Raw genomic sequence first — 18,160 nt, 5'->3', positions numbered from 1 at the left:
TTGCCTATATATATTCAGAATCAATATTCTAGTTGGCAAAGAAATTTTTAGTAATATACGTTAAGGGGCTGTGAATTACATATGAGAATATTTCAGTTTTGGAAGAAAAATAAAAAAGCTGTGGTGGCAATCAATTTGGACACTGCTATTCCTGCAGCCATTATAAAGGTTGGCGGATTAGTAGATCAGCCAGAGCAATTCACCGCCGAGGCGAAAAATTCGGCTGCTATGCTAGGAGAAGAGGCATTGCCTCTATTTCCGCGTTATTTTTTCGGGACTGAGTTGCAGAAGCCAGAGTGTTTGGCGGGCAAGTACGAAGGTTTGGGTGACTGGCTGCATATTCAACAGGATGCTATTTTTGAGATTATCTATAATTACAGGGAAAAGGCGATTCCCATGCTGTATGAGGTGGCGTTCGGGGTGTACGATTGGACGCAGTATAAGGCGGTGCGGATACTAACTCGGTTAGCCCGTGAAGGCCTTCAGACCGACCAGATTGTGGACGATATTATCAGCCATGTCGACGATTTTCGTTATGAGGCACAAATGCCTACATTCTATTTTCTGTCCGGACTGACGGGCAATAAGAAAGTTGCCGCGTTGCTGCAAAGGCATTTCCTTGAGAATCTGGAATACGATCCGATTGATGCCTTTGATATTTTCGAGAATTTGCACCGTTGTTCGCCTGATGTTGCCATGAGACATGCCGATTTTCTCAAAGCCATTGCCCGTGGTGAAGGCCTAGAAGGCCGCTCTCCGTTACTGGACGGAGCGATAGGGACTACCGATGAGAACGGCAAGCAAGAGTACCACTGGCCTGATGATGAACCTGTCGAAGAGCACCACCAATTACGAGCGGCCATATTTTATTACCAGTTGAATTCTCAGGATGAGGAGGTCAATCGGCTGTTGGATCAATGGGAAGTGAGCCATCCGGAGGAGAATGTAAGGAGTTATATTGGAAAATTGCGAGGGGAAGGACAGGGAGAGAGCTAGCTGTTCAGTTTGTGAATAGGGAAATCCTAATTTTGCACTCTTTTCTATGAAAACTTATACTTATCGTTACAGCTGACTTGAAGCGAAAATACAAGAACGAGGAGGGGATCAACCATGTACTCCATTAAAGAAGTTGAAATCAGGAGCGGATTGCCAGCATCTACCCTTCGTTATTATGAAAAAGAGGGCATTCTACCTGATGTCGGTCGGGATGAAGGTGGGAGAAGGGTATATACCGAGAAACAAATGGATTGGATCAGGTTCCTTATGGCTATGAAAGACACAGGAATGACCATTGAAGAAATTAAGGCATACCTTGAGCTAAATGTAAAAGGAGAAGCCACGATCCAAGAGCGAAGAGATTTCCTGGTTGCTCACAAAAAGAAAGTGGAAGAACATATGGCACAAACGCAACACAATTTGGAGAAAATTATTCAAAAGATCGCTTACTACGATCATGTGGTCATGGGAAAAAGCTTCTCTTAGTAGCCAGATCGAATTGAATATATGAAGCCCCCAGCCTATTTGAAATACGCTGTAGGGCTTTTTTTTGCATAGATATCTAAAGATACCTGCTGTAGGTCGCAAGTATGAAAAGTCGTTGGCAATTAGGCGGTTCACAATGTGCTTACAGGGTAAAAGTGTAGTACCAAGGTGGGGAAGTGGGGGTATTGACTCTCACGCCACGTGAGGCTGTAGACTGTGAAAGCAAGGGAGGTGAAGCGGAATGGCTTATACGGTTAAGGAAGTATCTAATCTGTCGGGAATCAGCGTTCGAACTTTGCATTATTATGATGAAATTGGATTGCTGAAACCACATCATATCGGAAATAATGGATATCGCTATTACGAACAGGAACAACTATTGAGGCTTCAGCAAATCATGGTGTACAGGGAACTGGATTTGCCTTTATCCGAAATTGGCAATGTGCTGGAGCAAACCAAGGAACAAAAGGCTGAGGTTTTGCAGGTGCATCGAGCCAATATTGAGGCCAAGGTCTTCCGCTTGCATACTCTCCTTCAGACCATCGACGAAACGGTGGCTCATTTGAAAGGAGAACAAACGATGGAACCAGAGCAAATGTACCAAGGGTTTAACCCGGAAAAACAAGAAATGTATGAACGTGATCTGACGGAACGTTATGGTTCACAGGTCGAAGAGAAGGTTCAGGAGAGTAAGACTGCGACGACGAACTGGAGCAAAGAGGATTATTTGGATTCGCAGGCAGAGGCAGATCAGATTCATCGGGAGTTGGCTGAAGCCATGAATAAGGGATTGAAGCATAACAGTGTAGAAGTACAGGCGCTGATCCGCCGTCATCTTCAATGGGTAAGCCGATTTTATACCCCTACAGCAGAAATTTATAGCGGGCTGGGAGACTTGTATGTAGAACATGAGGATTTCAGTAAAATGTATGAAGGCTATCACCCTGGGCTGGCTGAGTATTTGCGAGACGGAATGAAGGAGCTGGCCAAGCGGGAATTAACCTAGCAATAGCTGATGAAAGGGCTATAAGTAATATGAAAAAAGGGTGAACAACAAACCAATCGACGGCCTGCTGTTCACCCTTTTTTGTGTAAAGCAGCTTACATGCCGCTTGGTGCTGTTCTCATGCCTTGTTGACTGCTGTTTCCGAACTGCTGCATGTTACTACTGCCTGCAAAATGTTGTCCGGTCGTCCCCATATGTTGCGGAAAGTTGTGATTCATGTGGCTTCCTGTACTAAAGGCGGATGGTTGCATACTACGGGAAGCATAGTTATCGCCAAATCCAGGTTGAGTCATTTGGTTGCTCGAGCGGATGGTGTTTTCCAGCTGACTACACAGTTGAATAACTTGTTGGTATTGCTGCATAGCTTTTTGGTGGTCCTGGATTGCGGTTTGGATCATTTGAGCCGCATTACGTTCACGTTGCATCAGGCTTTCAAGGCTGGATGCATTTTGTTGCTCTTGTTGCAGCAACTGTTGATACATAGCGGTTCCTTGCTGTGTTTGTTGTACCAATTGCTGAATAATTTGTTCACATTGATGAATTTGTTGTTGCGGAGCCATGTTGTTGAACATTGATCATCAATCTCCTTCGCCGGATAGTTTAGGTTTTAGGACCCTCATATATTGTGGCGAAGGAAGAGCATATATATGCACAATTTTTGGTTACAGGCTGGATACCAGAATAGCCGTAAATTCCTCTAGGAATACACGATCTTCGTGATCAAATCGGCTTTTTAGCGGGCTGTCAATGTCCAGCACCCCAATCAGCTCATCGTTCTTGATTAGAGGGATAACGATTTCGCTATTGGAAGCAGCGTCACAGGCGATATGTCCTGGAAATGCATGTACATCGTCAATGACAAGTGTTCGCCGTTCAGCTGCTGCGGTACCGCAAACGCCGCGCCCCAATGGAATCCGTATACATGCGGGTAAACCCTGGAAGGGACCTAGTACAAGCTCAGTCCCATCATAAAGATAGAAGCCACTCCAGTTCACATCTGGAAGAAAGTGACCCAGTAACGCTGAAGCGTTCGCTAAATTGGCAATCCTATTGGATTCATCGTGAACAAGTGCCCGGAGTTGTCCGAGAACGGATTCGAATTGTTCCTGACGTGTTCCTTCGTAAGGGATAGTTTGAAACATGTAGAGACCACGCTCCTAACATTAAATTTTCATATTAACAGTTGTATATATCACCAAAAATAGGTAATTGTGCAAATCGCTTTTACCATTGGTTAATTAATTTAAGATATAACGATTGTACATATTCAGTCAACTGAAAAATTCTCTGTAACCTTTGGCTAGTCTCCGTAATCTAATCTCTGGACAGAAAAAATAAGGGAAAAGGAGTTTTTTATTATGAAAAAGGTATATTACACACTCACCTCCGCGGTGGTGGCGAGTTTGATTCTGACGGCTGTTCCGGTATCGGCAGTATATGGAGCTTCAACGAAAAATACCCAACCTGCACAAGCTGCAACAGGAGCATCATCCCTAAAAGAAGTGGATGCTAAAATTGTACAAAAGGCGCAAGAGCATTTAAAAGCAGCAACAGGCAAAAGCTATACGTTTAGTGGGGCAAAGAAATGGAGTATGGGTAACGAGAACGGTTGGGATTTCAGTATAAAAGGTGTGGAACACGGTCAAGTCATGGTTACCAAGAAGGGTGAATTAGAACGTATATATATAGATCAATCCTGGGGAGAGCTCAAGGATAGCTACAAACAGCAACTTCAAGCCGCATTGAAAAGCGTTCTCCAGGAACCGGAAGCAAGCAAAATACCGGAAAACGTAAATATTTCAGTGGATAAAAGCCCGGAGTATCCTAAAGGTGCAGTAGATTTATATACCAGAATCGATAATAACATTATTATTCTGCGGGAGGGTAAAGTGCTGCGCACAGTAAAGATGCTTGCCAAGCAGGAGATAGATGAAAACGCACTGAAGGCGGCAAGTGGTGTCTTCGCTGGTCTGGAGGGCGTGAAACAGGGAGCGTTGAATGAACCAACCCAGCTGATCACTGAGAATGGAAAGACCGTGTATAACCTGATGTTTGGTACTGATCCTGTGTTTGTTAATGTCGAAAAAGGTACGAATAAAGTAATCAAGGTTGCGGCATATGAATTGCAGGACCCGGTTGCCAATTATAAAGAAGCCTACAAAAAAATGAAATCATACAGCGAGCCTCAACTGCTGAAAAATGCAGCTGGGCAATCCAAGGAGCTTCTGAAGGTTGACCTGACGGGCTATAAAGCAAAACTAGATCCCAAGTTGACGGCTGTCGTGCATTTTACGAAAAGTGGATCTCCATCTCTAATCGGTACCTTTAATTCAAAGGGTCAATTTTATGAACTGGGATTTAAGTAATAATAGAGAGCAATTCTCTGCAAAGGTTATCCCTCATCTGTTTCCAGCTGTCCTCCAAAGGGTAAAAACAGTATAATATTGTTGGCCTAGGCCAGGGAGGAGCTAAAACGATGCATGCAGATGTTCAGAACTTGTTTATCCGTATACAGATGCTTTCTTACGCACAGCAGAACGATTTGACGGTGAGTGATATACAACCTGTACTCGAAGAACGCGGATACCGCGTAGGAGAACGTGAAGTCAAGCAGGAGCTGGAAAACCTGACACAGGAAAACTTTCTGACACCGCATGATGATATGTTCAGCCTTACCGGCGCAGGGATCGAAGAATTGCAGGAGATTCAGTCAATGCTAGGCGTATTGTACGAAGATGTTGTGAAAAATCCAGCGCAAGTCGCTGCCCGTGCCTCTTCTTAAAAGAATAGGGACACAAAAAAATCATATAAAAATAAAAGGTAGCCCTCTTCATTCCTGATTCCAGGAAGCGGAGGGCTAATTTGATTTTATAGGGTCTGTCCACTTTAATAAGGTTGTGTTTGTTGGAGGTGTATGCTTAAATGTAGCGTATATTTGTTGTATTTTGATGTTGGAAGGATGATGGAACATGTGTGCATATGCATGTAAGGGGCATATACCACTGCTGGAAAGCCCGCGTCTTCGGCTGCGAAGGATGGAAAGTCGGGATGCTGCTACGATGTTCGCTTGCTGGTCTGACCCGGAGGTTCACCGTTATATGAATCTTTCCGGTATGTCAGGACGTGAGGATGCTGAGGATATGATTGGGCTGTTGAATGAGCTGGCGAAGACGGAGGATGCGCTGCGCTGGGGGATCGAGCTGAAGGACAACGGGAAGCTGATTGGAAGCTGCGGCTTTAATTATTGGCAGACAGAGGGAGCTTATAAAGCCGAGATTGGCTATGAGTTGGCCAAGCCTTATTGGCGACAGGGCTATATGACAGAGGCGCTTCGCTTGGTGCTTTCATTCGGATATGGCACGATCCGATTAAATCGGATTGAAGCGCTGGTGGACCCGCGCAATACAGGCTCGCAAGCCCTGCTGTCCTCGATGGGCTGGACCCAGGAAGGGCTGTTACGGCAGGTACAGCATACATCTACAGGTTTTAAGGATATGCTGATGTACTCATTACTGCATGAAGAATGGCTCAGACTGGAGGTACAACGAAATGCTGTTTCAGTATAACGGCGGTTCGTCGCCGCTGCACAGGCTTGGACCGTTAAGTAAGCTTATATGGGTGGGATGCTTTAGTCTTCTGTCGATGTCATGGGATTCGACGCTACGGGAAGCGGCACTCTTGGCGGTACTGATCGCTGTGGCTGGCTTGGGTGCACGGTTGACCCTGGCACGACAACTTCGCGCTATGTCGTTCCTGATTGGTTTAGGGATTCCATATTTTATACTGTCTATCCTAGCGATTCGAGAAGGACATGAAGTGGCTTCATGGGGACCCATTGTGATTACAGCTGAGGGACTGGATATCGCGGGGGCATTAACGCTGCGGATTTTTGTATTGTTTTTGGCATCCTATATCTATCTCTCAACGACCGATCCCCGAGATTTTGTGCAGGCTTTGAATCTGCGCTTGCGTGTGCCTTATCGGTTTGCGTTCGGTATTTCAGTGGCGTTGACGTTTCTACCCTTATTGGAAGAAGAAGGGCGAACAATTATGGCTGCACGGCGTGTCCGCGGACAGGAGCCACCACGAGGATGGAGCAATCGGTTATCATGGTGGAGCGGGTATGCGGCTGCTGTGTTGGTGAATGCTGTGAGGCGGGTTCAACAGACGGCACTGGCTATGGAGGGCAAAGGTTTTGGCGCTTATGCAGAACGGACGTATTTTCGTACACTGAAAAATGGGCGTTTAGGCTACGTATATGCTGTGATTGCTGTATTCGCTACGGCTGTTTTATGGTGGGTATGATAAAGAAGCAGCCCCTTTTTTTTGCTCTCATTGTCAACTTGTTAAATAAAATTAGGTTGACAATGAGACGGCGGATGAATACATTTATACAGTAACAGTTTGTACAAGGGCCAGAGTCTATGACCTTGTATACTAGATTATGGAGAGGAGTCAAGAAATATATATGAAAGAATCTCGTATTTTTGCCAAGTTTACAACGCTGGATATCGTGTTAATGGCCATGCTGGCTACGTTGAACGGCGTCATGACTGTGTATTTGTCGATGATTAACAAAACGTTAAACAGTCTGGGAGGGCCTATTGCAACTTCCACTATCGTCGGGCTGTACATGATATATGGTTTGCTGGCCTATTATATTATTCGTAAGCCAGGTACGGCGGTAATTGCTTATGCCTTTGGCGCAGTAGTGCAGTCTTTTATGGGCTCTGCCTATGGAATTGCGTCTATCATCGCGGCGGCTGTCTGCTATATGGTTGTGGCGGAACTGGTATTTGCTCTTTTGCGATATCGCCGCTGGAACACAGTTTCACTGATGCTGGCGGGCGGAGCCATGGTTCCGCTGTGGTTTATCGTGGCAGCCAATATGTTTGGCTATATGCATTGGGGATGGAAGGTGCTGACGATTGCACTGGTCGTTCGTATCCTGAGCGGCATTGTCCTGTGTGGTCTGCTGACGAAAGTACTGGGCGATGCCTTAAATGGAACGGGGCTGTTAAAACGCTTTGAACTGGGACGCGCTTCACGTGCATAACCAAGGCTATGCATGGCTATAGCTTGAACAATAGGGATCGAGGGTATTTCGGTTATGAATGAACGTAGTGATCATGCTTTTGAGAATAGAGTGGCCGTGTCCTTGAGGAATTTTGGCTATCGGTATGATGACCAGGTGGAGCCAGCGTTACATGGTCTGACGCTGGACATTGCGGTGGGCGAGCATGTAGCCATTGTTGGAGCTAGCGGAAGTGGAAAGTCTACGCTGTGCCAGCTGCTTCATGGCGGGTTGTCCCGTTCTGGCGAGGGTGAACGGACGGGAGAGCTGACCGTGTACGGGATGGACCCCGACACCGCTGAATTGGCTACGGTCGCCACCACTGTCGGCGTCGTGCTTCAGGACCCGGATGCTCAGCTAGTGCAGGGAATCGTCGAAGACGAAATTGCTTTTGGACCGGAGAACCTGCGCGTGCCTCCGGCAGAAATAGAGCAGCGCCTTGCTGCTGCACTGGAGGCCGTCGGCCTGGCATCCGAGCGCGGCTCCTTCGTGCGGCGCCTCTCGGGAGGCCAGCGCCAACGCACCGCCATTGCTGCGGTGCTGGCGCTGGAAGCGCCGCTGGTCGTGTTCGACGACGCAGCTGCGCAGTTGGACCCGCCGGCTGTACGGGACTTCGTCCTGCTATGTCGGCGGCTTCATGCCGCAGGCCGGACGGTGATCACTGCGTCCGGCCGTATAGATGATGGCGCGCGTGCAGCACAGCGCGTCATCGTGCTGAAGGGCGGGACTATGCTGCTGCAAGGCCCGCCCGAAGAGCTGCTGCGCGAGCATGGGGCGCAGCTGGCAGCCTGGGGGCTGCTCCCCTCTTCCGCAGGGAGGGAAGACATGCCGCATGAGCCGGGGGTGAATTCCGGCTCGGCGGCTAACTGCGCTGGGCAGCCGTTGCTGGAGGTGAAGGGATTGCCCTTCACCTACCCCGGCAGCCAGCGCCCGGCGCTCAAGGGTGTGAGTCTTGCCCTTGCGCCTGGCGAACGAGCCGTAATGCTGGGCGAGAACGGCTCTGGCAAAACCACGCTGGGCAAGCTGCTTATGGGTCTACTCCCCGCACCGAAGGGATGCATGTGGTGGGAGGGGCAGGATATGTCGAAACTGCCCATTCACCGACTGGCTGCGGGGATTGGCTATGTGTTCCAGCAACCAGAGCATCAATTTGCAGCTGCAACGGTGTGGGAAGAGTGCTTGTATAGTGTACGCGCCAAGTTTGGTTTACGGATCGGAGATCCGATTCCCGCCGCCTATGAGGAACGAGCGCATCGCTTACTGGCAGCCGCCAGGCTGGATCACAGGCTGGAGGCCTCACCGTACCTGCTAAGTGGAGGCGAAAAAAGGCTTTTGAGCGTTGCGGCACAGTTTATCCTACCCAAAAAGCTTTACATTTTGGATGAGCCAACTGCGGGAACGGATTACGAAGGGGCGAATAGCCTGCTCCGTATGTGTACAGAGCAGGCTGCTGAAGGCGCGGCTTTTCTAATCATTACCCATGATATACAGATAGCTGAACGCTTTGCCAGCCATGTTCTTCGTATGGAAGAGGGGTATCTCTATAAAACGGAAGATAGCGGGAGTTATCATACGATTACAGTTGACAAAAATTAAGGATATGTAGACAATAATATATATACATCGTACACAACAGGCGGCCTATATAGGCCGCCTGTTTACGATTATGCAGTGCGGGTAATCATCCAAGCTGGGAAGGAAAAACCGTACAGATACAACACAGTTTTTACAAGGAAAGGATTTGTGATTTGCTTGGGAAACGATAAACCTATGAAGCGCGGGCTCGTGCTGACAGGTGTTCTATTGGCCACTTTTCTGGCCGCGATTGAAGGAACGGTTATCGGTCCAGCAGGACCGACAATTGTTAGTGAACTGGGCAGTGTGAGTTTGCTCAGCTGGATTTTTACGGCATATTTGCTGACGATGGCTGTAACCACGCCTATTTTCGGCAAACTTAGCGATTTGTTTGGCCGAAAACCCATTTTTCTAATTGGGTGCTCGTTATTTGTGGTTGGCTCTTTGCTTTGTATGCTGGCTGGTAGTATGGAGCAGCTTATTTTATACCGGGCTATTCAAGGGATTGGAGCAGGCGGTGTCATTCCTGTTACCTTTACCATTATCGGTGATATATACAAAATGGAGGAACGTGGTAAAGTCCAAGGCATGATCAGCTCGGTATGGGGGATTTCTTCCCTTGTCGGGCCTCTCTTGGGCGGTTACGTGGTCACCTATTTTGGCTGGGAATGGATTTTTGGCTTTAACGTTCCCTTTGGATTACTGGCTATGTTCTTCATCGCCCGTTACCTGCGGGAACAGGTAAGCAAGCGTACCGCACGTATCGACGTGGCGGGAGCAGTTACCTTTACCATCGGGATGACGGCACTCTTGCTCGTATTGGCCCTTGGGGGACAGTATATCGACTGGGCTTCTCCTGAATTACTGGCCTTGGCTGCGGTGGCCATTTTGTTCCTGGTTTTGTTTTTGGTTATCGAAAAGCGCGCTCAGGAACCGATGGTCCCTCTGAAGCTGTTTCGGATACGGGACATCGCTTTTTCCTGTGCCGCTGCACTACTCGTCAGTACCCTGCTAATCGGGCTGACTAGTTATCTTCCACTATGGATTCAGGGCGTACACGGTGGAGATGCCGCTTCATCTGGTCTGGCACTGGCACCAATGTCCGTAGGCTGGCTGTTTGGCTCCATGATCGGTGGACGCATTTTGCTGACGCTGGGCTCGCGTCGAACCTCTTTGATCGGGCTGACCCTGATTGTATTGGGAGCTTTCGTCATGACCTTGATGGACCTAACGGCTCCGATCTGGCTGCTGTTCTTGTCTACATTATTGTATGGACTGGGATTCGGCTTCTCGATGACCGTGTTCACGATTATTGCTCAGTCCTCGGTCGGATTCCAGCTGCGTGGCGCATCTACAGCCTTGAATACGTTCCTGCGCACGTTGGGACAAACAATTGGGGTTGCAGCCTTCGGTTCATGGCTGAATTATCGCATTGCTGCCCAGACAGCGGACGGACAGCTCACTCAGCAAGGGGTTACGCAGGAGGATATCAATGGTCTGCTGGCCCCGCATGCTTCACAGAGTCTAAGTGACAAGGTTGCCGGATTACTCCGGTCTGTATTGGAAAACAGTCTGCATTCCCTGTTCGTGATCATGGTCGTTATTGCAGTGATTAGCTGGTTTGTTGTCCTCGGCTTGCGGAACCGCCCACCGGGTACGGAAGAAGAGGCAGATCAGCGTATAAAGGCACCACAAAGAGAACACGCATAAAAAATAATATACTTCTTTCATTATAAGAGACAGTCCGGTACACCAATAAGGGGCCGGGCTGTTTCTTTATGCTAAGGTCTCTTCTCCTACTGATTTAGCAAAATAGCCACCTCGTATAGGACCGATAAATTCCCCAGTATATAAAAAAGAAAATAAAACCCCCTAGAGATTGCGATATATTCATATCGAATAGGTAACGAAATGGTAAAAAAGTCTTAAAAAATTGTAACTAAAAATTTGTTTCTGTATTGAGCCGTACAGTACTAAGGAACCATTTTTTTGAACCCGCTTCCAAATCGGGCTTTGTATGATTTATTTAAGAACGATTTTGCATGTGAATGAAGCAACCAACCAAGCAAAATGGGATACGAAAAAAAATCAAGTAACAAATTTTTCTGAATGTAATAAGAATGAAAAAACAGGGATTTTCAGAAAATTACTAGGAAAATATGAGGATGAAATTTATAGAGGAATCTGTTTTCTTCCCTCGCATAATAGGGATTTTCAGTCTATATCAATCGTTTGACATACCATATAAAATGGCCCTACCAACCAAAAAGTTGGGTTTCAAATCTAGAAATCATAATCAGATTAAGGGAGATGGAGTACTTGAAGTTTAACAAATGGTTTAGTAAAGCAGCCACTGCAACAGTAGCAACTACCTTACTGTTAGGAGGCGGCGTTCAGGCTTTTGCAAAGGGAAATGACGAGGCAGATTCCAAAGCAGACAGTGCATTTACCCAAATTACGCGTAGTGACATGCTGAATATTTTCAAACAGCAAGGTAAAGAGAAATATGAGGTTCCGTCCTTCGATGCCTCTACAATTAAAAATATTCCTTCTGCTATTGGTCACGATAGCTCAGGCAAGCAGATTGATCTGGATGTCTGGGACAGCTGGCCGTTACAAAATGCCGATGGCACAGTGGCTAATTACAAGGGATATAATATCGTTTTTGGATTGGCAGGCGATCCTAAAAGAGGTGAGGATACATTTATATATCTGTTCTATCAAAAAGCGGGTGATACTTCACTGAGCGGCTGGAAAAATGCTGGTAGAGTATTTAAAGACAATGATAAACTGCTCTCCAACGATCCGATTCTCAAAAATCAGTCAGAAGAATGGTCCGGCTCAGCTACCTTAACCTCTGATGGACAAGTACGTTTATTCTATACCAGCAGACAGCCGTATGACCCGAATAACAAATTATACGGCAAGCAAACCTTGAGCACGGCTCAAATTAATGTCTCTCAGCCTGATGATAAGACACTGAAAGTAGATGGAGTCGAGGATTTGAAATCGATCTATGACGGTGGAGATGGGAAAACCTATCAAAATGTACAGCAAAGCGTCGGAATAGATATGGATAATCATACTCTTCGAGACCCTCACTATGTCGAGGATCAAGGCCACAAATATATTATATTTGAAGCCAACACAGGAACAGAGACAGGCTATCAGGGCGAAGATTCGATTCAAAACCCAGCTTATTATGGCGGCAATAAGAATTTCTTCGAGGAGGAGCAACAAAACCTGCTGCAAAGTCCTAAGAAAAAGGGAGCTGAGCTGGCAAACGGCGCACTGGGCATCGTTGAATTGAATGATGATTATACGTTGAAAAATGTAATGCCTCCTTTGATTGCATCCAATCTGGTAACAGATGAAATTGAACGGGCGAATGTGTTCAAAATGAACGGTTTGTGGTATTTATTTACGAGTACAAGAGGTTCTAAGGTGACTGTAGATGCGATCGGTGACGATGATATTTACATGCTGGGTTATGTTTCTACTTCCTTGACAGGGCCTTATAAACCGTTGAATGGAACCGGTCTCGTTCTTCATCAGGATCTGGATCGTGATGATATTACCTGGACGTATGCCCATTTTGCTATCCCGCAAGGCAAAGGTAATAACGTAGTCGTTTCGAGTTATATGACCAATCGTGGGCTTTTCCCGGATCACAAATCTACTTTTGCACCAAGCTTCCTGCTGAATATTAAAGGTTCGAAAACTTCTGTTGTGAAAAACGGTATTCTGGAACAAGGGCAAATCACGATTGATCCAGCGAATGACAAAAAAGAACACCAAAATGAGTACGGAAAGAAATAAGTAGGTATTTAAGCAGTATGTCCGAAGGCGGCAGTCGGTAGCAACCCGATCTGTCGTCCGTCGGACGATACATAACGATGCAATGAAGTAAGGAGGATCGTCATAATGAGAAAAAAAGCTCCCAAGAACATTTGGATACGATCCGTAGTAGTCATCACAGGCTTAACGATATTCATAGCTATGGGATGGAATATGTACCAACAGGATGCTGTCAAACCCCCTAAACCTGCTGCAACTCCAAAAAATCAAGCGAATCAAAGTAAGCATTCAACACCGACCTACCGGGCAGCCTACCATTTTACCGTTCCGGATAAGTGGAAAAATGATCCGCAGCGGCCGATTTATATGGATGGGGAATATCATTATTATTATTTATATAATCGTGATTACCCTCATAAGAACGGTACAGAATGGCGCCATGCAACATCGACCGATCTGGTTCATTGGAAAGATGAAGGGGTGGCGATTCCCAAATATACAAACCCAAATGGAGATCCTTGGTCCGGTTCGGTCGTGATCGACGATCATGGCACCGCTGGTTTTGGAAAAGGCGCACTTGTAGCCATTGTCACACAGCCCTCCGCAGATGGAGGAAAGCAGGAACAATTTCTGTGGTACAGTAAGGATAAAGGCAAGACGTTTACTTCTTACCGCAACAAGCCTGTGATGTCCAACCCTGGTACGAAGGATTTCAGAGATCCCAAGATCGTCCGGGATACTGGGCGTAATCAATGGGTAATGGTCATGGCAGAGGGAACGAAGATTGGCTTTTATAAGTCTAAAAATTTAAAGGATTGGCAGTTTACGAGTGGCTTTCAAACGGAAAATATCGGGCTTGTGGAATGTCCTGACCTTTACCAGATGCGCGCAGATGATGGGACCTATCAATGGATTCTTGGCGCGAGCGCCAATAGTAAACCAACCGGCGGGCCCAACACGTATGCCTATTGGATAGGAGATTTTAATGGAGAAGCATTTCTCCCTGATCGCAATGATCCTGATTGGCTGGATTATGGCTTTGACTGGTATGGTGCGGTTACGTTCGAGGATGGCAAAGCCAAAGACCAATACAGTCACCGTTATGCGCTGGCCTGGATGAACAATTGGGATTATGCTAATAACACGCCTACCCTAAAAGAAGGCTTTAATGGAATGGATTCGGTTGTTCGCCAAATTCGGTTGAAGCGTACATCTGATGTCGGCTATCGCTTGGTTTCACAGCCTGTACCAGCTTTGGAGCAATTCCCAGTTGCAACGGAATCATTGGGGAAGATCCAAGTAGCAGGGACTCACACGCTTCCGATAGCAGGTGATGCCTATCAGTTAGAGGCGGATGTATCTTGGTCAACGATCAAGAATACAGGATTGAGGCTTCGAGAGTCTGCGGATGGCAAGCGTCATGTAGATGTGGGTGTTTCGGTGGAGGGTCAATACTCTTATGTAAACAGAGCGAACACCGGGCAGCCGGATCAGAGTGGAAAATATGTAGAGAGTAAGGCGCCCTTTAATACCGACAAGAAAAATGTCCACTTGAAGATTCTCGTCGATAAAACCAGCATCGAAGTCTTTGTAGATGATGGAGAAGTAGCTTATTCCTCCTTAATATTCCCACGCTTAGAGGATCGGGGAATTACTCTTTTTTCAGATGGCGGTAAGGCTATTTTTAATAATGTAGTGATCAAACATTTTAGTCATTAAAAAAGTCCACCCATGAATATAAGGGTGGACTTTTCTGTGTAAATCTAAATTTTCGTTTAGCACAGCTATAGGATTGTTCTTTTATTCACAATTGAACAGTTGCTAAAGTTACTATTCATTCTATTTGTGATAAGGTGACAGATTATCAGCGCTACGGCCCAATTTTTTGAGCAAGCCGATGAGTTGATCTCTTTCAGTTTCGCTGATTCCGCTAAAGGCACGTTCAATCTGACGTGTATAATCAGGATAAATTTCATCCATGACGCGTTGTCCTTCGTCCGTCAACTCTGCATATATAATACGACGATCTTGGTCGCACGGGTGACGGTGCAAATAACCGCGGCTCTCCAGCTTGTCGATCACATAAGTGACATTTCCGCTTTGTAGAAGCAGCTTGGCTCCAATTTGTTGAATTGGCTGTGCTCCCTTGTGATATAAAACTTCCATCACGGCGAAGGCCGTTGGGTTGAAGCCCACCGTTTTGATGCCAGCAACCGCATGTTCGTTTACACTTTTGAATGACTTGGCAAACACGCTATACAAATGCATGGATTGCTGTGTCACCAATGTTCGGTAATCTATCATCTTCATTCCGCCTTTATGTATGGATTTGGGCATCCTTTGACCGCTCGGTTCGGATGACCGGGCAACCATACCCTTACTACTAGCATAAAGGGATTTACGTAGGGAAAACATGCGATTTGTCACAGTAGCTGCTTTTTTAATTATTTAATTTCAAAGCTTTAAGGTAAATTTTTGAAAAATAAAGGTTTCGAATGTAAAAATAGCGTTCCGATTGGTTATATTAACAAATAACATACCTAATGAACCCAAATAACAAAATAAGATAAATTCAGAGGAGATGAAGCACATGGATACGGGTTCTTTCCGTTTTCAATTTCGTGATCCGCAGCAAGCCGCCCAAGCCTGTGAAACATTAAAGGAAATTGGATACTCTGCCAGCACGAACGGTGATACAGGCCTCAGTGTTCACGTTGAGAACCAGGATGTGCTGTCTGCATTAGAGATTTGCCAAGCTTATGAAGGAAGTATAATTGAGACAGGAGTTCTCACTTATCGTCCAGGTAAACAAAGTAATATTGGTATGCAAAATCCAGGTTATAGCCCGGAGGATTGGATTATTCCAGCGCACATCATCAATGAAGACTGGAGCGAGGCGTATAAAAACGGCTCTTCCCAAACGTTTACTAACACAACACAGGAACACAACGTCAGCTCTGACCAACAACCGGAGGACGATGTGGACGGTTTTTCAGGAAGCGTACATACCTGAAAATTGTGTCCGCCCTGGCTGCCACTTTGGAACAAAAAGGTTCCTTCAAAACCATGACTAATGGTTTGAAGGAACCTTTTTTCATCATGAGAAACAGCTGAAAAGGACATTGTGAAAACTAAGATTCTTGGATCGTGCATAAGGGCAGCAATCGTAGGAAATACCAAAAGAAGTTCAGAAAGGAGGTTTTGATCTTGCAAAAACTTGGAGTTCACGAAAAGTTGGAATTGCATGAGCTGCTTACGTTTAAAACAACTTGTATTACAAAAACTCAAACCATGCTCCCTTTAGTCTCAGATTCAAATTTAAAAAATATTTTACAGCAGGACATCAGCAGCGGTACACAAGATATTCAACAGCTTAGAAATCTGCTTGTATAATCTAAGGAGGAATAACGTGAATTCTTTTATTGGGAATATGACCGGTACAACCCCCATGACCGATCAGGTGATTGCTTCCGATCTGTTAATCGCAGCTAAAAGTGGGATCAAAAACTACGCCGCGGCCTTAACAGAGTCGACCAGCTCAGAAGTTCGAAATGTCCTTTGTGACCAATTGAGCAAAGCTGTTAACCTTCATGAGCAAATTTTTAATTATATGAAGAATAATGGTTACTACAACGCCTATGATCCGGATCAGCAAATTCAAATGGATATTCAAAATGCAGACAAGGCACTTTCTTTGTCCAAAATGTAAAACGTTTAATTAAAAAGAAGCATCAGCAAACCTTTAATCGGGTTTGCTGGTGCTTCTTTATTACAAATTGAATTGACTTTCACATGAAATATGGAGAAGAAGGCAATCATAAAAAAACAAAAAATAGGTCTCAAATTCAGAATAGGGTGATTTTCGTATGGGCAAGTCTTCAGCGGGCAAACAAAAAGAGCAAAAACTAAAATGGTGGCAGCTGAGCTTGTTAGGAGTTGCAGGCACCATCGGTACAGGGTATTTCCTCGGGTCTAGTTTAGCAATTTCCATTGGTGGTCCAGCCGTGCTGATTGCTTACTTCTTGGCAGCAGTTGGAACGTATGTGGTGTTTGACGCCCTTTCGCGCATGACAGCAGATCATCCAGAACAGGGCTCTTTCCGTTCCTATGCTCAAAAAGCATTTGGCAATTGGGCAGGCTTCGGCAGTGGCTGGGTGTATTGGTTCTCGGAATTGCTTATTAATGGGAGTCAACTAACTGCGCTGTCTATATTTTCACGCTTTTGGTTTCCTCAGGTACCGATGTGGATTTTTGCGGCAGGCTTCGGGCTCTTAGGGCTTGTGATTGTTTTTTTTGGCAATAAGGGTTTTGATCGTGTAGAAAATGTACTCGCGATCATTAAGATAGCGGCTCTTTTGATGTTTTTGGTCCTAGCGGTAGCGCTTTTGGCAGGCTGGATCGGAGGAGGTAAATATAATCCGAAGTTCCCTCTCAGCTCCAAAGACTTTTTTCCAACCGGTGGCATAGGGTTATGGTCATCTTTTATTTTTGCCTTTTATGCATACGGAGGTATTGAAGTGCTCGGAATTATGTCTAACCGACTTCAAAACCCGGAGGAAGCACCGAAAGCAGGAAAGGTCATGTTGATGACGCTGGTTGCAGTGTATGTGCTTTCGATTGGGCTGGCTGTGTCTATGGTACCATTAAGTGCCTTTAATCCGAAGGAAAGCCCTTTTGTACTTGCGCTCAGTAGCGATCATCTGGCCTTTGTGCCTCATTTGTTTAACGGAGTCCTGATTATTGCAGGGTTCTCCACGATGACAGCATCGCTATATGCAGAGACTTCGATGATGATTACCCTTGCTCAGGAAGGAGATGCGCCCACACTGTTCTCACGAAAGTGGAAGGGCAAATATCCTCTTTATGCACTCAGTTTGATCTCTGTTGGATTAATCTCAGCAATCGTATTATCGTTGCTGCTACCGGGGAAAGTGTATGAATATATCACAACAGCTGCGGGCTTAATGCTGTTATATAACTGGTGCTTTATTTTGCTGTCTTCAGGTAAGTTACTGGAATCAAGCACATCGAGCAATATCAAACGCTGGATTGGATTATTGCTGATCGCTTTGGCTGTAGTCGGGGCCTTTTTTCATAAGCTTAGCCGCCCTGGGGTTTACATCAGTTTACTGCTGGTCTTGTTAATTGCAATATGTGACCTCATTGTTCAATGGGTGCGTCGAAAGCACGGCAAGGAGTCTCGTTAACTTTATCAAGAAGACAAG

General features: G+C 45.9%; 19 protein-coding genes. 16 read left to right on the top strand and 3 right to left on the bottom strand.

From position 1 onward, the window contains the following. Positions 1 to 81 precede the first annotated feature (81 nt). The 3 genes from C0638_RS04240 (at position 82) to C0638_RS04230 (ending at position 2,488) form a co-directional block, all read left to right on the top strand. The gene (locus C0638_RS04240) at positions 82 to 996 is read left to right on the top strand and encodes a transcriptional regulator (protein ID WP_102163353.1); all 915 of its coding nucleotides are present in this window, start codon (positions 82 to 84) and stop codon (positions 994 to 996) included. 114 nt (positions 997 to 1,110) lie between these two features. Then, on the top strand, positions 1,111 to 1,482 hold the full coding sequence (locus C0638_RS04235; RefSeq protein ID WP_013369358.1) for a MerR family transcriptional regulator: 372 nt from the start codon (positions 1,111 to 1,113) through the stop codon (positions 1,480 to 1,482). A 241-nt stretch (positions 1,483 to 1,723) separates the two neighbouring features. Further along, positions 1,724 to 2,488 (top strand): MerR family transcriptional regulator, encoded by a 765-nt coding sequence (locus C0638_RS04230; protein ID WP_013369359.1) that lies wholly within the window; start codon positions 1,724 to 1,726, stop codon positions 2,486 to 2,488. A gap of 95 nt (positions 2,489 to 2,583) precedes the next feature. Here the strand turns inward: C0638_RS04230 and C0638_RS04225 are convergent, their stop codons facing one another. Together C0638_RS04225 and C0638_RS04220 are read right to left on the bottom strand one after the other, a co-directional pair. Beyond that, positions 2,584 to 3,060, bottom strand: coding sequence for a hypothetical protein (locus C0638_RS04225; RefSeq protein WP_013369360.1), 477 nt, complete (start codon positions 3,058 to 3,060; stop codon positions 2,584 to 2,586). A gap of 90 nt (positions 3,061 to 3,150) precedes the next feature. Then, entirely contained in the window at positions 3,151 to 3,630 is a 480-nt protein-coding gene (locus C0638_RS04220) for a GAF domain-containing protein (RefSeq protein ID WP_013369361.1), read from the bottom strand. A gap of 216 nt (positions 3,631 to 3,846) precedes the next feature. Between C0638_RS04220 and C0638_RS04215 the strand changes: the two genes are divergently transcribed. From C0638_RS04215 to C0638_RS04170, 9 genes are all read left to right on the top strand, one after another. Then, positions 3,847 to 4,854 carry a hypothetical protein gene (locus C0638_RS04215; RefSeq protein WP_058711672.1) on the top strand — a complete coding sequence of 336 codons (1,008 nt, stop codon included), beginning with the start codon at positions 3,847 to 3,849 and terminating at the stop codon, positions 4,852 to 4,854. Between the two features lie 110 nt (positions 4,855 to 4,964). Continuing rightward, positions 4,965 to 5,270, top strand: a complete 306-nt coding sequence (locus tag C0638_RS04210; protein WP_058711671.1) for a hypothetical protein — start codon at positions 4,965 to 4,967, stop codon at positions 5,268 to 5,270. A 187-nt stretch (positions 5,271 to 5,457) separates the two neighbouring features. After that, positions 5,458 to 6,054 (top strand): GNAT family N-acetyltransferase, encoded by a 597-nt coding sequence (locus C0638_RS04205; protein ID WP_040102156.1) that lies wholly within the window; start codon positions 5,458 to 5,460, stop codon positions 6,052 to 6,054. Continuing rightward, the gene (locus C0638_RS04200; RefSeq protein WP_058831251.1) at positions 6,038 to 6,793 is read left to right on the top strand and encodes an energy-coupling factor transporter transmembrane component T family protein; all 756 of its coding nucleotides are present in this window, start codon (positions 6,038 to 6,040) and stop codon (positions 6,791 to 6,793) included. Before C0638_RS04205 ends, C0638_RS04200 begins: the two co-directional genes overlap by 17 nt. Before the next feature lie 163 nt (positions 6,794 to 6,956). After that, complete coding sequence (locus C0638_RS04195; RefSeq protein ID WP_025678048.1) at positions 6,957 to 7,544, top strand: ECF transporter S component; 588 nt, start codon at positions 6,957 to 6,959, stop codon at positions 7,542 to 7,544. 54 nt (positions 7,545 to 7,598) lie between these two features. Continuing rightward, the gene (locus C0638_RS04190) at positions 7,599 to 9,158 is read left to right on the top strand and encodes an ABC transporter ATP-binding protein (protein ID WP_058711669.1); all 1,560 of its coding nucleotides are present in this window, start codon (positions 7,599 to 7,601) and stop codon (positions 9,156 to 9,158) included. 174 nt (positions 9,159 to 9,332) lie between these two features. Beyond that, a complete protein-coding gene (locus tag C0638_RS04185) occupies positions 9,333 to 10,847 on the top strand; it encodes an MDR family MFS transporter (RefSeq protein WP_040102153.1) in 1,515 nt (504 codons plus the stop codon). 609 nt (positions 10,848 to 11,456) lie between these two features. Continuing rightward, positions 11,457 to 12,956 (top strand): glycoside hydrolase family 68 protein, encoded by a 1,500-nt coding sequence (locus tag C0638_RS04175; RefSeq protein WP_058711668.1) that lies wholly within the window; start codon positions 11,457 to 11,459, stop codon positions 12,954 to 12,956. 105 nt (positions 12,957 to 13,061) lie between these two features. Beyond that, positions 13,062 to 14,654: a glycoside hydrolase family 32 protein gene (locus C0638_RS04170; protein WP_058711667.1), complete on the top strand. Its 1,593-nt coding sequence runs from the start codon at positions 13,062 to 13,064 to the stop codon at positions 14,652 to 14,654. A gap of 120 nt (positions 14,655 to 14,774) precedes the next feature. Here the strand turns inward: C0638_RS04170 and C0638_RS04165 are convergent, their stop codons facing one another. Continuing rightward, positions 14,775 to 15,239: a MarR family winged helix-turn-helix transcriptional regulator gene (locus tag C0638_RS04165; protein ID WP_013369372.1), complete on the bottom strand. Its 465-nt coding sequence runs from the start codon at positions 15,237 to 15,239 to the stop codon at positions 14,775 to 14,777. 286 nt (positions 15,240 to 15,525) lie between these two features. Here C0638_RS04165 and C0638_RS04160 point away from each other — a divergent pair, with 286 nt between their 5' ends. The 4 genes from C0638_RS04160 to C0638_RS04145 all read left to right on the top strand — a co-directional run bounded on the left by C0638_RS04160 (position 15,526) and on the right by C0638_RS04145 (position 18,142). Next, positions 15,526 to 15,948: a hypothetical protein gene (locus tag C0638_RS04160; RefSeq protein WP_013369374.1), complete on the top strand. Its 423-nt coding sequence runs from the start codon at positions 15,526 to 15,528 to the stop codon at positions 15,946 to 15,948. A 194-nt stretch (positions 15,949 to 16,142) separates the two neighbouring features. Further along, positions 16,143 to 16,328, top strand: a complete 186-nt coding sequence (locus C0638_RS04155; RefSeq protein ID WP_058710680.1) for a hypothetical protein — start codon at positions 16,143 to 16,145, stop codon at positions 16,326 to 16,328. A gap of 16 nt (positions 16,329 to 16,344) precedes the next feature. Continuing rightward, positions 16,345 to 16,644, top strand: coding sequence for a spore coat protein (locus C0638_RS04150; protein ID WP_058710681.1), 300 nt, complete (start codon positions 16,345 to 16,347; stop codon positions 16,642 to 16,644). Positions 16,645 to 16,801: 157 nt separating this feature from the next. Then, positions 16,802 to 18,142, top strand: a complete 1,341-nt coding sequence (locus C0638_RS04145; RefSeq protein ID WP_058710682.1) for an amino acid permease — start codon at positions 16,802 to 16,804, stop codon at positions 18,140 to 18,142. Positions 18,143 to 18,160 lie beyond the last annotated feature (18 nt).

The organism is Paenibacillus sp. lzh-N1, assembly GCF_002872435.1.
In the GTDB taxonomy this organism is placed as follows: Bacteria; Bacillota; Bacilli; order Paenibacillales; family Paenibacillaceae; genus Paenibacillus; species Paenibacillus polymyxa_C.
The sequence above is the reverse complement of the archived record's forward strand: the minus strand, read 5'-3'. Positions and strand labels throughout refer to the sequence as shown.